Source organism: Neptunomonas antarctica (assembly GCF_001305295.1).
Classification (GTDB): domain Bacteria; phylum Pseudomonadota; class Gammaproteobacteria; order Pseudomonadales; family Balneatricaceae; genus Neptunomonas; species Neptunomonas antarctica.
Window position 1 is genome coordinate 38,993 of sequence record NZ_LJSI01000052.1, and the last position, 20,527, is coordinate 59,519.

Annotated in this window: 17 protein-coding genes; 2 read left to right on the forward strand and 15 right to left on the reverse strand. The window is 45.8% G+C overall.

Going from position 1 to position 20,527, the window contains the following annotated elements:
• A complete protein-coding gene (locus tag Nant_RS14125) occupies positions 1 to 1,041 on the reverse strand; it encodes an acyltransferase family protein (RefSeq protein WP_054342311.1) in 1,041 nt (346 codons plus the stop codon).
• Positions 1,042 to 1,288: 247 nt separating this feature from the next.
• Positions 1,289 to 2,089 carry a YiiX/YebB-like N1pC/P60 family cysteine hydrolase gene (locus Nant_RS14130; protein ID WP_054342312.1) on the reverse strand — a complete coding sequence of 267 codons (801 nt, stop codon included), beginning with the start codon at positions 2,087 to 2,089 and terminating at the stop codon, positions 1,289 to 1,291.
• Positions 2,090 to 2,239: 150 nt separating this feature from the next.
• Here Nant_RS14130 and Nant_RS14135 point away from each other — a divergent pair, with 150 nt between their 5' ends.
• Entirely contained in the window at positions 2,240 to 2,743 is a 504-nt protein-coding gene (locus Nant_RS14135; protein WP_054342313.1) for a retropepsin-like aspartic protease family protein, read from the forward strand.
• A gap of 52 nt (positions 2,744 to 2,795) precedes the next feature.
• On the opposite strand, the gene Nant_RS14140 is transcribed toward Nant_RS14135, so the two are convergent.
• From Nant_RS14140 to sdhC, 10 genes are all read right to left on the reverse strand, one after another.
• Positions 2,796 to 3,965, reverse strand: coding sequence for an MFS transporter (locus Nant_RS14140; RefSeq protein WP_054342314.1), 1,170 nt, complete (start codon positions 3,963 to 3,965; stop codon positions 2,796 to 2,798).
• A 97-nt stretch (positions 3,966 to 4,062) separates the two neighbouring features.
• Positions 4,063 to 4,935 (reverse strand): succinate--CoA ligase subunit alpha, encoded by an 873-nt coding sequence (gene sucD / locus Nant_RS14145; protein WP_054342315.1) that lies wholly within the window; start codon positions 4,933 to 4,935, stop codon positions 4,063 to 4,065.
• Between the two features lie 2 nt (positions 4,936 to 4,937).
• The gene (sucC, locus tag Nant_RS14150) at positions 4,938 to 6,104 is read right to left on the reverse strand and encodes an ADP-forming succinate--CoA ligase subunit beta (RefSeq protein WP_054342316.1); all 1,167 of its coding nucleotides are present in this window, start codon (positions 6,102 to 6,104) and stop codon (positions 4,938 to 4,940) included.
• Between the two features lie 140 nt (positions 6,105 to 6,244).
• The gene (gene lpdA / locus Nant_RS14155) at positions 6,245 to 7,684 is read right to left on the reverse strand and encodes a dihydrolipoyl dehydrogenase (protein ID WP_054342317.1); all 1,440 of its coding nucleotides are present in this window, start codon (positions 7,682 to 7,684) and stop codon (positions 6,245 to 6,247) included.
• A gap of 38 nt (positions 7,685 to 7,722) precedes the next feature.
• Positions 7,723 to 8,928 (reverse strand): 2-oxoglutarate dehydrogenase complex dihydrolipoyllysine-residue succinyltransferase, encoded by a 1,206-nt coding sequence (gene odhB, locus Nant_RS14160; protein ID WP_054342318.1) that lies wholly within the window; start codon positions 8,926 to 8,928, stop codon positions 7,723 to 7,725.
• A gap of 51 nt (positions 8,929 to 8,979) precedes the next feature.
• On the reverse strand, positions 8,980 to 11,811 hold the full coding sequence (locus Nant_RS14165) for a 2-oxoglutarate dehydrogenase E1 component (protein ID WP_054342319.1): 2,832 nt from the start codon (positions 11,809 to 11,811) through the stop codon (positions 8,980 to 8,982).
• A 266-nt stretch (positions 11,812 to 12,077) separates the two neighbouring features.
• Positions 12,078 to 12,782: a succinate dehydrogenase iron-sulfur subunit gene (locus Nant_RS14170; RefSeq protein ID WP_054342320.1), complete on the reverse strand. Its 705-nt coding sequence runs from the start codon at positions 12,780 to 12,782 to the stop codon at positions 12,078 to 12,080.
• 12 nt (positions 12,783 to 12,794) lie between these two features.
• Positions 12,795 to 14,567, reverse strand: coding sequence for a succinate dehydrogenase flavoprotein subunit (sdhA, locus tag Nant_RS14175; protein WP_054342321.1), 1,773 nt, complete (start codon positions 14,565 to 14,567; stop codon positions 12,795 to 12,797).
• A gap of 3 nt (positions 14,568 to 14,570) precedes the next feature.
• Complete coding sequence (gene sdhD, locus Nant_RS14180) at positions 14,571 to 14,918, reverse strand: succinate dehydrogenase, hydrophobic membrane anchor protein (protein ID WP_054342322.1); 348 nt, start codon at positions 14,916 to 14,918, stop codon at positions 14,571 to 14,573.
• On the reverse strand, positions 14,912 to 15,289 hold the full coding sequence (gene sdhC / locus Nant_RS14185) for a succinate dehydrogenase, cytochrome b556 subunit (protein ID WP_054342323.1): 378 nt from the start codon (positions 15,287 to 15,289) through the stop codon (positions 14,912 to 14,914). The genes sdhD and sdhC overlap by 7 nt, the downstream gene beginning before the upstream one ends.
• Before the next feature lie 416 nt (positions 15,290 to 15,705).
• On the opposite strand from sdhC, the gene gltA reads away from it, so the two are divergent.
• The gene (gene gltA / locus Nant_RS14190; RefSeq protein WP_054342324.1) at positions 15,706 to 16,983 is read left to right on the forward strand and encodes a citrate synthase; all 1,278 of its coding nucleotides are present in this window, start codon (positions 15,706 to 15,708) and stop codon (positions 16,981 to 16,983) included.
• A gap of 77 nt (positions 16,984 to 17,060) precedes the next feature.
• On the opposite strand, the gene Nant_RS14195 is transcribed toward gltA, so the two are convergent.
• Genes Nant_RS14195 through recQ form a run of 3 tightly spaced genes read right to left on the reverse strand, consistent with a single transcriptional unit; the run spans position 17,061 to position 20,434 of the window.
• Positions 17,061 to 17,831, reverse strand: a complete 771-nt coding sequence (locus Nant_RS14195) for a hypothetical protein (protein ID WP_054342325.1) — start codon at positions 17,829 to 17,831, stop codon at positions 17,061 to 17,063.
• 34 nt (positions 17,832 to 17,865) lie between these two features.
• Entirely contained in the window at positions 17,866 to 18,282 is a 417-nt protein-coding gene (locus Nant_RS14200) for a YqaA family protein (RefSeq protein WP_054342326.1), read from the reverse strand.
• 31 nt (positions 18,283 to 18,313) lie between these two features.
• Positions 18,314 to 20,434, reverse strand: a complete 2,121-nt coding sequence (gene recQ / locus Nant_RS14205) for a DNA helicase RecQ (protein ID WP_054342433.1) — start codon at positions 20,432 to 20,434, stop codon at positions 18,314 to 18,316.
• Positions 20,435 to 20,527 lie beyond the last annotated feature (93 nt).

Consider the following 20,527-nt stretch of genomic DNA (forward strand, 5'->3'; position numbering starts at 1 on the left):
TTATGCGCCGATCAACCAACGGCTTCTACCGGGCAAGAGTGACCGGAATAAACGGGCGGTATAAAAACTACCAAAGAAGTGAATACTGAATACCATCAGCGTCATCATTACACTAAGCCATGCGCCTCCTGGCACTTTCTGCCACCCCAACTGCGGAAAAATATTTCCCATCGCCATCGTAAACAATGGATGTAAAAAGAATATCGCAAAACTCAAATCCCCTACTTCTTTTAGCCAAAGATTGGGAGTGCTTCGGCTTGCCAACATCTGGCATATCGCCAACAAAATAAAACACAGCCCGATTTTTTGTATGAACTGCAGATCAATCCCGTGAAAACCAAAAAACGATTTATGATAATTCCCTACCCATATCCAAACATAAGTTTGCAGCACCAACGTTCCGGCAACCAACAACACGGCCGTTAATAGTATCTGACGTTGTCTCGTTTCAAACCAGGACCGGTATTGCGAATACATGATGCCCAGCATATAAAAAGGGGTGTAGTACAACAGCGATTGAAATACATTGGCATTACCATGAGGCCGATGCAGAAATACAGCCAATAGCATAAACAACCCCAACAACAACAATTGTCGCCAAACTGGCAGGCGTGAAAAACCAAGAAACAAAGGCGATAAAACAAACACCACCATAATAAAAGGGATATACCAGTGCGGATAAAGCACATAAAAGTGTTTAATCGTATGGAAAATATTTAATCCGATTTTGTCGCCAGGCAAGCCTTCGATACCTCCCCAGCCAAACACCTTAAATGTTAAGCCAAGCAGCGACACAACCAAAAATGGAACATAAACATTTTTTAGCTTCTTCAACATGAATGACTGCAATTCAAAGTTTTTTGAAAAGACAGCGTGTAAGAAAAAACCGGAAATAAAAACAAATACTGCCGTACCGCCTCGAATGAGGTTTTCCAGCAGAATAGGAAAACCTTTTTCAGAGTTATAAACCGAATGACCCAGCACTATCAGCATAATAGCGAGCGCACGCAGATAATCAAATTCCAACAAGCGTATTTTCAACGAAATATCCTGCACTAATAGCGTATAAAGAAATGCAAACAGGAGTACGCGTGATCTGCATGAATCCGGATGGAAACAAGCCAGAGGGTGGCAATGCTTTTCACTCGTGTGAAGTGTTTGTCGGTGCATTATGAAACGAATGTTATTTTTCTGCTACTACTGCAGACAAGGTTTTTGCAGTTATCTAAAAATTAATCACATGCACGCCTGTGATTAATCATAATATGCAGTTATTTATAAGAACACATTATCTGTCATCTGTCTCGACGGGTAAGTCGGGGCTAACGACATGACTCAATAACGGGTCTCCCCAGCAAACAATACTGTGGTAATCAAATCCGGTTTCCAACATCGGTTTTATCACTTTAAAATAAGGCGACACATCAAAATCACGCGGTGTAAATAAACTGGAGTGTCGCTTGTACAGCATTCGCTCTCTTTGACCTACCGATTCGCCCAATACCACCGAGGGCAATATCGGATAATGTATAGATTGGAATGCCTCTGCGATTAACGAGGAGCAGATAGCACGGGTCGGGTCGCCGCTGCCCAGTTGCAATAATGTTCTACGCCAACGTGTTGGCACCGGCGGTGTTGGTAAAAGATAGCGCGCCAGATCGAAAATATTTTTACGATCGTACTGATCCCCTAAGCGCGAAATAAGATAATGGATTAGCGCATCGACTTCCTCATCCGATAACCCTACGGGTCTGCATATACGAGTGTGTTGATCATAATAAGTACTTAGGGGAATCGCTCTGACACCTTCAATGATATCTGCCTCAATAAGCGTTCGAGCCTCCTCAGGCTGATCTGTAGAATCTATACTATCGCCAATATAGATAGCCGCATGAGACCAGGTAGACTGCGTCAGATACTTAATTGCCGTACTCACCCGGCTGGTACCCTCGACTAACAAAACATCCCCTTTCCTAATACAACTTGCCAGCCGTTCTGGAGAACTTGTTGCAACAAAAGCATTGTCGCCTCTCGATGCCGATAAATAGTCCGCAAGAAAAGACCCCACATTCTCCAGCATAGCTCGCATTGATAGTCCCCTGTTAATAACCACATGCCTTATCTATTAAGCATCCAAGACGCCCTATTATTAGAGTATAGACAGTAGTTGCATCTGCAATGAACTTTACGCCAGGATAGATTACTAATACTTTACAAAAAACAGGACAGATACTTTGCTATGATAGATAAAATGTCCAGTATCATGCGCCACTTAACATGGCTGATCGCATTAATATTGTTAACAATGCTATTCAATAACTGGCTCGATAAACAACACAATCCGAATCAGCTACTGGCGGCTAACAATGCTGAAAGCAGTCAACCGGTTATTCTTAAACGAAACAGACAAGGCCATTACATTGCATCAGGGCTGATCAATGAGCTACCCGTTGTTTTCCTACTCGACACGGGCGCGACGGTCATCAGTATCCCTGAAAAAGTGGCCGAAAGAATGGATCTTCAGAAAGGAAAAGCAGTACGGGTAAGCACCGCTAATGGATCAATTCAAGTTTATTCCACCTTATTAAACAGGGTGCAGCTGGGTAATATTGTGCTTACTAATGTCCCCGGCCATATCAATCCATACATGAATGGAGAAACCGCCCTGCTAGGCATGAGTTTTCTTAAGCATCTTGAGTTACAACAATCAGGAAATACCTTAGCACTGACGGTTCCAAATTAAAAAGCAGCCTAAAGCATACATTGCAGGTAACGGCTAATATACAGGTGGGTAATTATCTGGTCGGATCAAATTTTAACAATATTCTCATACTCCACAAGCCAAGTAGCGGCCCGACCAGCATAATCCAGGCAACATAGTTACCGATATGCGAGTACAACATAGTGGTTAAGGAAATTGAAAAGATAGTCATAAAGAAACCGATACTGTTCATCAACGACAACGCACTACCCAGATATTCTTTCGGACAACTGGCTGCTGCTAAAGCAGAGTACTGCGCAGAATCTGCTATTACTGTTGTACCCCACAGCAATAATACGAAAAGCACAATGAGAATCGAGCCTCCTGCAACAAAAGGCCAGATCAAACAAACAAACCCAGACACCAGCAACATCAGATAAGCCGTTCTCGCACTGCCCCATTCGCGGCTTAGCAGACCGGCAAGCAAACATCCAGGCAAACCCACAGCAACAATAGAAAAAGAAACCCAAGGTACAAGGTACACAGACCAATTGGCTTGTTCCAATGTAGCCAGAACAAGCACAGGTACCAATGTCCAAAATGCGTATAACTCCCAACAATGCCCAAAATAAGCTAATGCTGCGGCGCGAAATTCCGGGACTTTAAAAGCGGCTAACGCTTTCCCCTTTCGAACCAACGTCGAACTGGCAGGAAGATGTTCCCCTTCTCCTAATCGATAAATCATACCGGCGGCAATAACCGCAAGAAAAGATGCTCCCAAAATAACCCACTGCCAGTCCAAGCCACTACTCATGCCACGCATGGCATGCGGTAAACTCGTGCCTAAGGTTAACATGCCCACCAACCACCCTAGCGCATGACCTGTTTTACCAGGCACCCAGCTGACAACCAATTTCATGCCTAACGGATAGATACCAGCAAGGCTAACACCTGTCATAAAGCGCCAGAATAAAGCGGAAGTGAAATTACTGTCAGGTAATAAAAACAAGGCATTGAATACAGCACCACAAATAGCACTTAACGCAAATATCCGACTAGCACGATACCTGTCAGCAAAACCGCTAAAAGCAACGATCGACGTACCAATAATAAATCCAAACTGAACCGCGCTGGTCAAATAGCCCAGTTGATCCAGGGATAAATTCCAATCATGCATTAATGCACTGGCGACGCCGTTCGGAGTAAACCAAAGCGACGTTCCCAGTAACTGCGCTATAACGATAATAACGAGAGGATTATTCACTAATAGCGCCTGAAAATAGTGTTGTGATGCTCAACGCATCTGAATGCAAAAAAGCAAAAAGGCAGCCGAAGCTGCCTTTTGTTACCTCAAGACTAGCTTACCAGCCAGTTACTTCAGCCAATGCTTTACCAATATCAGCCAAAGAACGTACTGTCTTAACGCCAGCATCTTCCAGCGCTGCAAACTTCTCATCAGCAGTACCTTTACCGCCAGAGATGATTGCACCAGCATGACCCATACGCTTACCAACAGGTGCAGTAACACCGGCAATGTAAGAAACCACAGGCTTAGTCACGTTAGCTTTGATATAAGCAGCCGCTTCTTCTTCAGCAGAACCACCGATTTCACCGATCATGACGATCGCTTCAGTCTGAGGATCATTCTGGAACATTTCCAGAATGTCGATGAAGTTAGCGCCTGGAATAGGGTCACCACCAATACCTACACAAGTAGACTGGCCGAAACCAGCATCAGTAGTTTGCTTAACAGCTTCATACGTCAATGTACCAGAGCGGGAAACGATACCCACTTTACCTGGCAAGTGGATATGGCCTGGCATGATACCGATCTTACATTCACCCGGAGTGATAACACCCGGGCAGTTAGGACCGATCAGACGCACACCCAGTTCATCACACTTCACTTTGCACTGCAGCATGTCCAGAACCGGAATATGCTCAGTAATACAAACGATCAGTTTGATGCCACCATTAGCCGCTTCAAGAATTGAATCTTTACAGAATGCAGCAGGTACATAGATAACTGAAGCGTCAGCGCCGGTCACTTCTACTGCTTCTTTAACAGTATTAAAGACAGGAAGACCTAAATGCTCAGTACCGCCTTTGCCCGGTGTAACACCACCGACCATTTTTGTACCGTATGCAATCGCTTGTTCCGAATGGAAAGTACCCTGACCACCGGTGAAACCCTGACAGATTACTTTAGTATCTTTATTAATCAGAATGGACATTATTACTTACCCCCCGCAGCTTTAACTGCTTGCTGAGCAGCATCTGTCAGACTGGTAGCAGCGATGATATCCAAACCAGACTCAGCCAGGCGCTGTGCACCTAACTCAGCATTGTTACCTTCTAAACGAACAACAACAGGTATTGTTACGCCTACTTCTTTAACAGCGCCAATAATACCTTCAGCAATCAGGTCACAACGTACGATACCACCGAAGATGTTAACCAATACTGCTTTAACTTTGTCGTCAGCCAGGATGATTTTGAACGCTTCTGTAACACGTTCTTTGGTTGCACCGCCGCCAACGTCAAGGAAGTTAGCCGGGAAGCCACCGTGTGTAGCAACGATGTCCATAGTACCCATGGCCAAACCAGCACCGTTAACCATGCAACCGATCGTACCATCCAGTGCAACATAGTTAAGATCCCAGGTTGCCGCATGTGCTTCACGGGCATCTTCCTGTGAAGGATCATGCATTTCCTGAAGGTCTTTGTGACGATAAACAGCATTACCATCGATCACAATTTTGGCATCAAGACAGTGCAGGTTACCAGCTTCAGTGATAACCAGAGGATTGATTTCCAACAAAGCGAAATCTTTCTCTTCAAACATTTTAGCCAGACCCAGAAAGATCTTAGTGAACTGTTTTATCTGATCACCGGTCAAACCGAGTTGGAAAGCTAACTCACGCGCCTGATATGGCTGAGCGCCAGTCAAAGGATCGATTGTTGCTTTTAGAATTTTTTCTGGTGTTTCTTCTGCCACTTTCTCGATCTCAACACCACCTTCGGTAGATGCCATGAAAACGATACGACGTGAAGAACGATCAACAACAGCACCCAGATAAAGCTCTTGAGCGATATCAGTACATGTTTCAACCAGTATTTTAGTCACAGGCTGACCGTTAGCATCTGTCTGATAAGTAACCAGATTTTTACCTAACCAATGTTCAGCAAATGCTCGTGCAGCTTCTGGCGTCTCAACCAGTTTTACTCCGCCCGCTTTACCGCGGCCACCAGCGTGAACCTGAGCTTTAACAACCCATTTGTCACCGCCAATTTTATGAACTGCTTCAACAGCAGCTTCCGGAGTGTCTACCGCGTAACCTTTGGATACAGGCAGACCATATTGAGCAAACAATTGTTTGCCTTGGTACTCGTGAAGATTCATGTTCTAGTCCGTTGTGTTGTCACTGATAAATCCAGGCAAGTAAATAACCCACCCAGCCCACAGGGCTTGCGACAGCTCTCGCAAAATTAACCAGGCTTTTGGCCTGGCCAAAACTTAAAACCGTGTAATGATGACTTAACTTAACGCTTTTTACGATTAGCAATATGTATTGCACGGTTGTCTACAGCCAACGCTGCTTCATGCACAGCCTCGCTCACGGTTGGGTGAGCAAAGCACATTAGCTGCAGGTCTTCTGCACTTGAGCAGAATTCCATAGCAATACCACCCTGAGCAATAAGCTCAGATGCAATTGCTCCCACTATGTGAACACCCAAAATCCGGTCTGTTTCTTCATCAGCAATGATTTTTACAAAACCATCGGTAGCATTAGAAGCCATTGCACGACCTGAAGCCGCTAATGGGAATTTACCAACCTTAATTTTAACGCCTTCAGCTTTCAACTCTTGCTCAGTTTTACCCACCCATGCTAATTCAGGGAAAGTGTAAATAATGTTAGGGATTACATCATAATTCATAGCCGCTTTATGACCAGCAATGATCTCTGCAACCATAACACCTTCTTCTGAAGCTTTATGCGCCAGCATCGGACCACGTACAGAGTCACCAATAGCGAAAACACCTGGAACATCCGTACGGCAAGATTCATCAACAAAGATAAATCCACGCTCATCCAGCTTAACGCCGCTATCACCCGCCAACAGACCCTGCGTCTGTGGACGACGACCAACAGCAACAATAAGCTTATCAACGATCAGCTCTTTTTCGCCTTCAGCATCGCTGTACTTCACTTTGACTTCTTTGCCGTCAAGGATTTCAGTACCAGTGCAACGTGCATTCAGCTTAATATCCAGACCTTGTTTAGTGAGCAGCTTTTTAGCTTCTTTAGCAACATCAGTATCAGCCAATGAAAGGAAACCATCCATTGCTTCAAGAACCGTTACTTTAGAGCCGAGGCGTGCCCAGATAGAGCCCATCTCCAAACCGATAACACCCGCACCAATAACACCTAAACGTGCAGGAGTTTCATCGATATTCAGTGCGCCGACATTATCAAGGATCAGACCTTCAGTCAGTGGGGCCGGTGGAATTTCAACAGGCACAGAACCTGAAGCCAGAATCACACTGCCCGCATCATAAACAGTAGCAGTACCATCTGCAGCGGTAACTTCAACCTGTTTATTAGCCAACAGCTTACCCATACCAGAAAGGGTCGTCACACCGTTAGCTTTAAACAGACCGGTAATACCACCGGTTAAATTTTTCACAATAGTATCTTTACGCGATACCATTTTTTTAACATCCATTTGAACATCAGATGCCTCAATTCCATGAACGGCGAAACCATGAGCAGCTTCATGAAATTTATGCGTAGATTCCAACAATGCTTTTGAAGGGATACAACCGACATTCAGGCAAGTCCCGCCTAATAAAGTAGCGCCTTTATCATCAACCCACTTTTCAACACACGCTGTATTCAGTCCTAACTGAGCAGCACGGATTGCAGCAACATATCCACCAGGTCCGGCACCAATTACGATAACATCAAATTTTTGTGACATGTGTCTTTCCTATTTTTACGTTGGTTACAGGTTGAAAATTACACATCAAGGAGAATACGAGCCGGATCTTCCAGCAAACTCTTAACGGTAACGAGGAATTGTACTGCCTCTTTACCATCAATCATACGATGGTCATAAGACAATGCCAGATACATCATAGGCAGAATAACAACCTGACCATCAATAGCCATCGGACGATCCTGGATTTTATGCATACCCAAGATAGCTGTCTGAGGTGGATTCAGAATCGGAGTCGACATCAGCGATCCGAAAGTACCACCATTTGTAATGGTAAATGTTCCGCCTTGCATATCGGCCAAACCCAGTTTTCCGTCGCGACCGCGCTTACCAAAATCGGCAATAGTCGATTCTACGTCAGCAAGGCTCATGCCATCAGTATCACGCAACACCGGAACCATCAGGCCGCGTTCAGTAGAAACAGCAACACCAATATCCTGATAACCATGATAAACCATGTCATTACCATCAATAGAAGCATTGACGGCAGGGAAACGTTTCAGCGCTTCAGTTACTGCTTTTACGAAGAAAGACATAAAACCGAGACGCGTACCGTTATGAGTTTTTTCGAACAGCTCTTTATATTGCTTACGAAGCTCCATGACAGGCTTCATGTTAACTTCATTATAAGTAGTCAACATCGCCGCGGTTTGTTGCGCTTCAACCAAACGTCTGGCGATCGTGGCACGAAGGCGAGTCATAGGCACACGTTTTTCGACACGCTCACCGGCAGCAACATTTACAACAACAGCGGCAGGAGCAGGAGCTGCTTTAGCTGCCGGTGCTGATGTTACGGCTGCTGGCGCACCAGACTTCATAAAGCTCACGACATCTTCTTTAGTGATGCCACCGTTCTTACCCGAACCCGGAATAAGATTAACGTCAAGCTTGTTTTCATCAATCAATTTACGTGCAGCAGGACCGACTTTATCAGCATCGCCGGCCTCAGCAGAAGCAGCCTCAGCTACGGGTGCAGCAGAAGCAGCAGCTCCGGCTTCAAACATCGCGATAACTTCATCACTCAGTACAGTCTCACCTTCACCTTTGATGATCTGTTTAAGAACACCGTCTTGTGGCGCTACTACTTCAAGAACAACTTTATCAGTCTCAATATCAACAATCAGGTCATCAGCAAAACATGCTTCACCGGGTTGTTTGTGCCAAGTCGCAACGGTACCGTCGGCAACCGATTCAGGAAATGTGGGGGCTTTAATTTCGATGGACATTTCTATTCCTTATATGCTCAAAAAGCTGCCCTACTGAGGGCAGCTTTGTCATTAACCGTTGATTGCTTCGTTTACCAGAGTTTCTTGCTGTTCTATATGCACAGAGATATATCCAACTGCAGGTGCAGCTGATGCCGGACGACCGACACCGACTAGCGACAGTGAAGAATCATGCTTATGCAAGACCGAGCGCATATGGTGCTGCGTACAATACCATGCGCCCTGATTCATCGGCTCTTCCTGACACCAGACGACAGATTCCAGTTCGGTATAGTCTTGAATAGCGTTAGCCAGATCGACTTCAGGGAACGGGTACAACTGCTCAATACGAACAATTGCCACGCCTTCTTTTTCAAGTTCTGCGCGGCGGTTATAAAGATCATAATAGACCTTACCACCGCAAAGCACTAAACGCTTGACGCTCTTCGGATCAAGATTATCCATTTCACCGATAACTGAGTGAAAAGTACCTTCTGCCAATTCTTCCAGAGTTGAAGTCGCCTGCTTATGACGTAACAAGCTCTTAGGCGACATGATAATCAACGGTTTGCGTAGCGGGCGTATCACCTGACGACGCAACAAATGGAAGATCTGCGCAGGCGTTGTCGGCGTACACACCTGAATATTGTGTTCAGCTGACAATTGCAGGAACCGCTCAAGACGTGCTGAAGAATGCTCAGGGCCTTGACCTTCAAAACCGTGGGGCAAGAGTAATGTCAGACCGCAAAGGCGCTGCCATTTATGCTCACCACTCGCGATAAACTGATCAATAACAACTTGGGCACCGTTAGCGAAATCACCAAACTGAGCTTCCCAAATAACCAACGCATTTGGCATTGTGGTTGAATAACCATATTCAAAGGCTAACACAGCTTCTTCAGACAAGTAGGAATCATGCAAAGAAAGTCGTGGTTGATCAGCAGACAAATGCTCTAGCGGCAAGTAGGTATCGGCGGTTTTCTGATCATGCAATGCAGCATGACGATGCGAGAAAGTACCGCGCCTCACATCCTGACCCGTTAACCTAACCGGATGCCCTTGCGCAAGAATCGTTGCATAAGCCAACGTTTCAGCCATACCCCAATTAAGCGCCATCGCACCTGCAGCCATACGCTTACGGTCATCATAGATTTTTTCAACCTGACGCTGAACACTAAAGCCTTCTGGTGTTTCACAGATCTTTGCTCCAAGTTCCTGGAGCAACTTAAGGTCAACACGCGTATCACACTCAAATGACCACTCGTGACCCAGATAAGGCTGCCAGTCAACAAACAGTTCTGAATTCGGCTGTTTTACAAGCGACTTAACAACATGCTCTCCATTTTCAAGTAATTGACGATAGGCCACTTCTTTCTGCTTACTTTCTTCAGCAGTAATAACGCCTTCATCAATCAATTTTTGAGCATATAATTCACGCGTAGTTTTTTGCTTTTTAATCTGAGCGTACATCAACGGTTGTGTACCGGATGGCTCATCTGCTTCATTATGACCACGACGGCGATAACAGAACAGATCAATAACAACATCTTTTTTAAATTCGTTGCGGTAATCCAAAGCCACCTGCGTAACGAAACGCACCGCTTCAGGATCATCACCATTGACATGAAAAATAGGCGCCTGAATCATTTTCGCAACATCGGTTGCATATTCAGTTGAACGCGAATCTTCTTTTTTACTGGTCGTAAAACCAACCTGGTTATTGATCACAATATGAACAGTACCACCGGTTTTATAAGCGCGGGTCTGGGACATCTGGAATGTCTCCATCACCACACCCTGACCTGCAAATGCCTGATCACCGTGAAGGTTTACAGGAACAACAGTTGTACCGACAGAGTCATTGCGACGATCCTGACGCGCACGAACAGAACCTTCTACCACAGGAGCAGAAATTTCAAGATGAGATGGGTTAAATGCCATCGCAATATGAACTTCACCGCCCGCTGTCATAACATTTGACGAAAAACCCTGATGATATTTTACGTCACCGGATGTCTCTAATGTTTTCTTACCTTCGAACTCACTGAAAAGATCTGCTGGATTTTTACCAAAGATATTTACCAATGTGTTCAGGCGTCCTCGGTGAGCCATACCAATAACAACTTCTTTGGCTCCCTGCTTACCTGCGCGCTGAATAAGAGTATTAAGCGAAACGATCAGTGACTCGCCCCCTTCGACACCGAAACGTTTAGCACCGGCATAGCGTGAACCCAGATATTTTTCAAGACCTTCTGCCGCAGTTAAACGCTCCAGAATCATCCTTTTTTTACTAACTTCTACCTGAGGATGAGAGCGCACAGGTTCAAGTCGGGACTGAATCCAGCGTTTTTCCTGAGTATCAACAATATGCATATACTCAGCGCCTACTGTTGCACAGTAAGTCTTTTTAAGATCAGCAATAATGTCTTTTAATGGTGCTTCTTCCGGACCGAAGAATAGTGAACCCAGTTGAAACGTAGTATCAAAATCTGCTTCAGACAGCTCATGATACCGAAGCTCCAGATCAGGCACATCTTCACGCTCCATCAACCCCAAAGGATCAATTTTAGCAACCTGGTGGCCACGCACACGATAAGCATTGATCATGCGTAATACACGAATTTGTTTCTTCTCATGTTCCGAAGAAACACTACTCCGCGCTACAGGCTGAGAACGCTTCTGATTCTTAGCGAGATAAAGGAAGTGCTCACGCACTGGTGAATGAGGGACGTCCTGAGAAATGCTTTCTCCCACTTTTGGCAAGCGGTCAAACTCTTCCCGCCATTCTTGTGGAATAGCATTGGGGTCCATAAGGTAAGTTTCATATAGCTGCTCGATATAGGAAAGGTTCCCACCGTATAGGTGAGCGTTCTTCCACAGCAACTCCATTACGCCTTCTTGCATTAGTTGATCACCCTGGCTCGAGGGACTGCCCACGCTGTCAATTACCTGACCGAATCCGCGCAGATGCCCCTTCTTGTGTTTCCGTTGTCTTAACCCTGCGCTTCCACGACATGGCATGGAAATGCGGGCATTATTATATGCCTTTTAAAACAAGCTTTATATATCAAATGAGGTTCGATTCTACAGAAAACAACCGATTAAAAGCATAAGCCTTTCGGCTAAAGAACCAAAAAAAAACGGCACCTATTGGGTGCCGTTTATATTTCTTAAGTCGCCTGCTGGAGCAGCATGTTACGAATTTTGCCAATTGCCTTAGTAGGATTCAGTCCTTTCGGGCAGACGCTCACGCAATTCATGATGCCATGACAGCGAAAAACACTAAACGGATCATCCAGCTCAGACAATCGTTCATGTGTTGCCGTATCACGACTATCTGCAAGGAAGCGATACGCTTGCAGCAATCCAGACGGACCAATAAATTTATCAGGATTCCACCAGAATGAAGGACAAGCCGTTGTACAACATGCACACAAGATGCACTCGTACAAACCATCTAACTCAGCACGCTCTGCAGGAGACTGCAGGCGTTCCATGGTAGGCGCTGGCGTATCATTGATCAAAAATGGCTTAATCTTCTCATACTGCTTATAGAACTGTGACATATCCACAACAACATCGCGGATAACAGGCAGTCCCGGCAGCGGACGAATAACCAGCTTATCGTCAACAACCACTGCAGACAGTGGCGTAATACAAGCCAAACCATTCTTACCATTCATATTCATACCGTCAGAACCACACACACCTTCACGGCATGAACGACGGTAACCCAGTGATGTATCTTTTTCCTTCAACAAATGAAGGAGATCCAAAACCATGATGTCTTTACCACCAGGGATATCGATATGGATATCCTGCATGTAAGGAGCATCATCAGTCTCAGGATTGTAACGATATACGCTTACTAACACTGTAATAACCCCTTAATAGGTACGAATTTTAGGAGGGAATGGCTCAACAGTTTTGGGCGCGAAGTTAACCGCACGCTTACCGACTGTCTTATCCGCTGGAAAGAAAACTGAATGGCATAACCAGTTCTCATCGTCACGATCAGCAAAGTCATTACGCGCATGAGCACCACGCGATTCCTTGCGAACTTCTGCTGCGATAGCAGTAGCTTCAGCAACTTCCATCAAATTCTGAAGTTCCAGCGCTTCGATACGTGCTGTATTAAAAGCATGACTTTTATCATCAAGATACAGGTTTTCAACTTTCTCGCGAATCTCACCGAGTAATTTAAGACCTTTTTGCATGCTTTCGCCATCACGGAACACCCCGAAGTACAGCTGCATAGTTGCTTGCAGTTCTTTACGAACTTCAGCAACAGCCGTACCTTCAGACGAACCATTCAAACGATTCAAACGAGTCATCGCGCGTTGAATATCAGCTTCTGAAGCATCTTTAGCTTCATAGCCTTCACGCATTTGTTTCTCAATCTGAATACCCGCTGCACGACCAAAGACAACCAGATCAAGCAATGAGTTACCACCAAGACGGTTTGCACCATGAACTGACACACAAGCCACTTCACCGCAAGCAAACAGGCCGTCAATGATAGTATGACCGCCGTCTTTATCAGGAAACAGCGCCTGACCACCAATATTGGTAGCGACACCACCCATCTGATAATGACAAGTTGGCACAACTGGAATAGGCTCTTTAACAGGATCTGCATGTGCAAACGTTTTAGACAGTTCGCAAATACCAGGAAGACGTGAAAGAAGCACCTCTTCACCTAAATGATCCAGCTTCAGATATACATAGTCACCATTAGGACCACAACCACGGCCGCCAAGTATCTCAAGAATCATTGAACGCGCAACCACATCACGACCAGCAAGGTCTTTTGAGTTTGGCGCATAACGTTCCATGAAACGCTCACCGTCTTTGTTGATCAGGTAACCACCTTCACCACGACAGCCTTCAGTTACCAGAGTACCCGCACCGGCAATACCGGTTGGGTGAAACTGCCACATCTCCATATCTTGTGCAGGAACACCCGCACGCAGAGACATACCCATACCGTCACCGGTATTAATCAGAGCATTGGTAGTCGAAGCAAAGATACGACCTGCACCACCCGTAGCCAGCACTGTCGCTTTCGCTTTAATATAAACGGTCTCGCCTGTTTCGATACAGATTGCGATACAGCCTACAACAGCACCGTCTTCATTCTTAACCAGATCAACAGCAAACCATTCATTCAGAAAAGTTGTACCTGCTTTCAGGTTAGCCTGATACAGAGTATGCAACAAAGCATGCCCGGTACGGTCAGCAGCAGCACAGGTACGTGCAGCCTGAGTCGGATTATCTGGTCCCTTTGACTGACCACCGAACGGACGCTGATAAATACGGCCTGTTTCGGTACGCGAGAAAGGCAAACCCATATGGTCAAGCTCAAACACAGCCTGCGGACCTACCGAGCACATATACTCAATCGCATCCTGGTCACCGATATAATCGGAACCCTTTACTGTGTCATACATATGCCAGCGCCAATCGTCATCAGGATCAGCACTTGCGATTGCACAGGTAATACCACCCTGAGCAGATACTGTATGTGACCTTGTTGGAAACACCTTGGTCACACAAGCCGTATTCAGCCCGGATTGCGCCAACTGCAATGCAGCACGCATACCCGCACCACCGCCGCCAACTACAATCGCATCAAAAGTTAATGTGCGCAGTTCATTCATTTCTTAGACGCTCCACAGAATCTGAATACCCCAAACGACGTAAATAAACGTCAACAAACCACATCCCGACTGGACAACAAAACGAAGCCCCGTTGGTTTGATATAGTCTGTAGTTACTGACCATAAACCAATCCAGGCATGTGCAGCCATGGACAGTAAAGCCAGTAGGGTGAAAATGCGCATCGAAGTGCACTCAAATAAAGATTTCCACTGCATATAATCCATATCAGAATTAAACAGCAGATAACCAATCATAAAGATTGTATAGGCCAGCAATACTACTGCCGTGACACGCTGAACCATCCAGTCGTATAAGCCACTTCGGCCAAAGCTAGTGATACTTGTTACCATATCCAGACTCCCGCCAGTAGAATCGCAACTGCAGCGACGGCCAAGGTAGCTTTCGCTGCCATTGTTCCGCTCTCAAGTTCTTCAAGATGACCAGCATCCATTATCAGATGCCTAACACCTGCAAGAAGGTGATACAGCAATGCAGATACAAGTCCCCATGTAATCAGTCTCGCAATGAAACCTTCCTCAAACATGGTAATTGTTTCGTTAAAGCCAGCTTCAGACTCGAGCGACAAACTTAGTGCATATGTCATAAAGAGTGTGCCAAAAAACAGCACAACACCGGTGGCACGATGCAGAATGGATGTGATCGCAGGAAGCGGCTGCTTGATCGTACGTAGATCTAAATTTACAGGTCTTTTTTTGTTCACGGCTCTTATTCACACTTTGCTGCCCATCAAGGGGCAAGGTTGCTAGGTAGTGTTCAGAGAGTAATTCCTCAGACAAGATGTACGCACAAACACTCAATTACACGTACTTCGGATCGAGAGTATAGACAGTTCAAAATAAGATTACAACGCGCCAGACCCAGCACTAAGCCTAATGTCTAGCTAACTTACTACCCCATCTTTATACCCTCTACAACTAAAAGAGTATTCAGTAACAGCGCTAATATTGGTAGAAATCATCACCAGATGCTGCAATGCAGAAAAAGTGCCTGACGTCCAGATTGACAAACCTGAATCAGGCTTTATATTGTGACAGGTACACCTCCGACCAAGACTCTTGATATAACCTATTATCAGCAGAGTCTACATATAATGAATAAAATGATAGGAGCCTTTAAATGGCTGATAAGAAAGCACGTTTGACAATCGACGGTCTTGATGAAGTAATTGAATTATCGGTTTATTCCGGCACCGAAGGTCCTGATGTCATTGATGTTCGTCCACTAACCGGCTTAGGTCTTTTCACTTACGACCCCGGATTCGTGTCCACTGCTGCGTGTGAATCCAGAATCACCTATATCGATGGCGACAAAGGTATCCTGCTGCACGGAGGCTACCCGATTGAGCAGCTGGCAGAAAACTCTGACTACCTTGAGGTCTGTTTTCTTTTACTGAATGGTGAGCTACCTACACCAGAGGAAAAAGATCTGTTCGTCAGCACAGTTAAACGTCATACCATGATTCATCAGCAGATGACGAATTTTTTCAATGGTTTCCGTCGTGACGCTCACCCGATGGCTATCATGGTGGGTGTGGTGGGTGCTCTATCCGCATTTTATCATGACTCTCTGGACATAGATGACCCCCATCACCGTGAAGTATGCGCATTCCGCTTAATTGCGAAAATGCCTACCATCGCTGCGATGTGTTACAAATACAGCATTGGCCAGCCATTCCAGTATCCACGTAACGATTTAGACTATGCAGATAACTTCCTGCATATGATGTTCGGTACACCCTGTGAAGCTTATGAAGCCAATCCGATTTTGGCTAAAGCAATGGATCGCATCTTTCTGCTACACGCTGACCATGAGCAAAACGCCTCTACTTCAACGGTACGTCTGGCGGGCTCTTCAGGCGCCAACCCATTTGCATGTATTGCATCGGGTGTAGCTGCTCTATGGGGACCTGCTCACGGTGGAGCAAACGAAGCCGTTTTGCAGATGCTGGAAGAGATCGGTGATGAAGCCAACATTCCTGAATTCATCAAACGCGCTAAAGATCCGGATGACAGCTTCCGCTTGATGGGCTTTGGCCATCGTGTTTATCGCAATTTCGATCCACGCGCAAAAGTCATGAAGCAAACGTGCGACGAAGTACTGGCTGAACTGGGTATTGAGAACGATCCTCTTTTGAAAATCGCCAAACGCCTCGAACAAATCGCACTGGAAGATGAATATTTTGTACAGCGTAAACTTTATCCCAATGTAGACTTTTACTCTGGTATTATTCTGAAAGCTATTGGCATTCCAACCAATATGTTTACAGTAATTTTTGCCCTGTCACGTACGATTGGCTGGATTGCAAACTGGAGCGAATTCCATAGCAGCCCGAATAAAATTGGTCGTCCTCGTCAATTGTATATTGGGCCAAGCAAGCGCGACTTCCCTAAGTAATAGCTAACGCATCAAAAAACCCGCATTTTGCGGGTTTTTTTGTTCTGATTATAAATCTGTTTTTTATTCGTTAAATACTATTCTGCACGCCAATCAATCTCTATCGCCGTCGCTGAACCGACCACCACCTCCGTCAAACTGGGCGGTATTACCGCAATAGCAGGCGATATCTGTACCCGCCCTGCCATAATTTCTGCTTTTTTTTGCGGCAACAAAGGCACTTTTGTCGGATCAGCATAACCATCGGGCCATAATGGCCAGTTCGTCTTAGGATCATATTTATCCGTTGCGCCTAACGTATGCAACAACTCATGCACCGCAATCAGGTTATTTTGCCCCTGATAGTCCGCATCTGCATAGCCATTGACCAGACCAATCAAGCCTTTCTGTAAGCCCAGCGAATGACGCAATGCATGCGGGTTATCAGGCGAGTAAAAACGCATATATATTTTTATATCAGGGGTGGGGCCATCCCAACCATCTTGCTGCCACGACCAATAGCGCATCTTCAGACTCCAGATAACATTCTCAACCAGACTTGGATTATTTGCAGGTTCAGGAGGCTGATTCACTAACGGTGGAGCCAATATCACGTTCACTGGATTTTCCAGCTCAAGCCGATAACGTCGCGCTTCTCTTACGAAAAAATCATTAATATCGTCAAACTGCACTGTTTTCAGTGTATTAATATAGCGCTGAGTATCCTCTCTACTATCCGCATTGACTGGATAAATAACAACCCACAAAGGATCATTCCAATCAGTCGAACGGTTCTTAGAAAGTAGCGCATTTAAACTGACGATAACCAGAAGCGTAAGAAGCACTGTTAACCGAATCACTCTATACATAGAAACCACCGGCAGAAGTAACCGCCATCATTCCCTAGCTAAATAAACCTACCACCAGCATATACCTGAAAGCCTTCCCCAAGAAAACAAACAACACCGCCGCCAACGCATTAATCTTCAGCCAGCCCGCGACAAAACAGAGCGGATCACCTACGACAGGTAGCCATGAAAACAATAAAATACGACTCCCTGCTTTTTCAAACCAGCGCTTCGCCCGCTCGTGACCTGGTTTATTTAATAACTGCAACGGATACCGCATCGCGACCAACCGTCCCATACCATACGTAATCATGCCTCCTAGCGTATTACCTATCGTTGCCACACTGACCAATAAAATCGGAGATATTTCAGCATCACTGACTAACCAGGCAAGATAAGCTTCCGAACCGCCGGGCAGCAACGTAGATGAAATCAGACTACTAAAAAACAACCCGAGCAGATTTGCCTCCATTAATTATCTAAACCCTTAATCATCTAAACCCTTAATTGTCTAACCCTTGTCGAACACAACTGAGCACACCAATTTCATATACACCGGCAAGCGCATCATAAACGGGCTTAAGCGCTTGCCCGAAACGTTGCTGACAATCAAGAATCACTTCCTGAATATGCCGCAATTCAGCTTCTGGCAGCTCAACGACTTCTTCCACTGTCAAATCCCGACTCTTAATCCCTGCGGCCAGGTGGATATAAATCACCTTGGCTGACAGCTTTTGCATTTTAGCCACCTGATCAATCGTCATACCCGCCTTAAACAGCGCAACCGACTCCTGAGCCTGATGGCCTTTATCCTGATCTGGCGATGACTGATGACCAATAACTTCCAAAAACGCATCACCATATAGCGCCAGCTTACGCTCACCCACACCGCTGATCTTATGCAACTGATGGGAATTAATCGGGCGGTACATCACCATTTCCATCAATGTTGCATCGTGAAAAATCACGTAGGGAGGAACATCCTGCTCATCCGCAAGACGCTTTCGTAACTGCTTTAACTGTTCCCATAGTTTACGATCAACCACATCCAATTGATGCTGAGGGGCATTGTTTTTCTGGTAACCACTACTGCGCTCACGCTTATCTTGTCGCAACAATATGCTCTCATCACCCTTCAGCAAAGATCGACAGCTATCACTGAGATGGAGAACCCCATACCCTTCCGGATCGACACTGAGATACCCTCGCGCCACCAGCTGGCGGAAAACCGAGCGCCATTGGTTACGATTCAACTCCACCCCGATTCCCCAGGTGGACACCACGTTATGGTTCGCCGCTTTTACTTTATCGGTCAGATTACCCAGCAGCACATCAATAATATGATTAACACCAAAACGCTGTCCGGTTCGATAAACAGACGACAAGGCTTTTCGCGCCGCCTCAGTACCATCCCATTGCGGCACGGGCTCAAGACAGGTATCACAGTTACCACAAGGTGGATGATCATGCTCACCAAAGTAGCTCAGTAACACCTGCCGCCGACAGGTCGTTATTTCACAAAAACCCAGTATTGCCTCAAGCTTTTGACGCTCGATTTGTTTGAACTGCTCAGCTGCCTGAGAAGTTTCAAGCATCTGGCGTAAAAAAATAACATCCTGTAAGCCATAGACCATCCAGGCATCGGCGGGCAAACCGTCACGCCCGCCCCTCCCCGTTTCCTGATAGTATGCTTCTATGCTTTTTGGAAGATCAAGATGGGCAACAAATCTTACGTTCGGCTTATCGATACCCATTCCGAAAGCAATGGTTGCCACGACGATAATCGACTCTTCCGTCAAAAAACGATGTTGATTATCCCGCCTGACATCAGTTGATAACCCGGCATGATACGGCAACGCATTAAAACCGCGCTCGGCCAACCAGGCAGCGGTTTCCTCAACGCTTTTCCGCGACAGACAATAGACAATACCGGCATCGCTGGGGTGCTCTTGTTTAAGAAATAATAATAACTGTTCCCGCGCCCGGTTTTTTTGACCTATGCGGTAGCGGATATTGGGGCGATCAAAACCCTGCACGAAGCGGCGAGGATCCCGTAAACCCAAACGATCGACAATTTCCTGCTGCGTTCGCGTGTCTGCTGTTGCAGTTAACGCGATACGCGGGACATCGGGAAAATGATCAGTAAGGGAGGCCAGTTTCAGATACTCAGGACGAAAATCATGGCCCCACTGAGATACACAGTGCGCTTCATCAATGGCGAACAGCGCAAGACGACTCTGCCGCAAAAGAGACAGCATTTTGGGCTGAACCAAGCGCTCAGGCGCTATATAGAGCAGATCTAACTGGCCATTGAGCAACGCCTGCTCAACTTCCGTTTGAATAACATAATCAAGTGAGGAGTTAAGGCAGGCAACCCTGACACCCAATTGCGACAAAGCTGTCACCTGATCATACATCAGGGCAATTAATGGCGAGACGACAATGGCAGTACCCGGACGCAACAATGCCGGCAGTTGATAACAAAGAGATTTACCGCCACCGGTAGGCATAATAACCAGCGCATCACGGTTGTCTAATACACTCTGAATCACTTCATCTTGTGGCTCACGAAACTGATCGTAGCCGAACACTTCTTTCAATACATGGAGGGTTTTATTTATCATCATCCAATTATCCGGAAAGACAGCACCACTGTCATCCCAAATTATCACTGACTACTCTTTCGTCTAGGAGTAGAATAGCGCAGAATGCCCTTT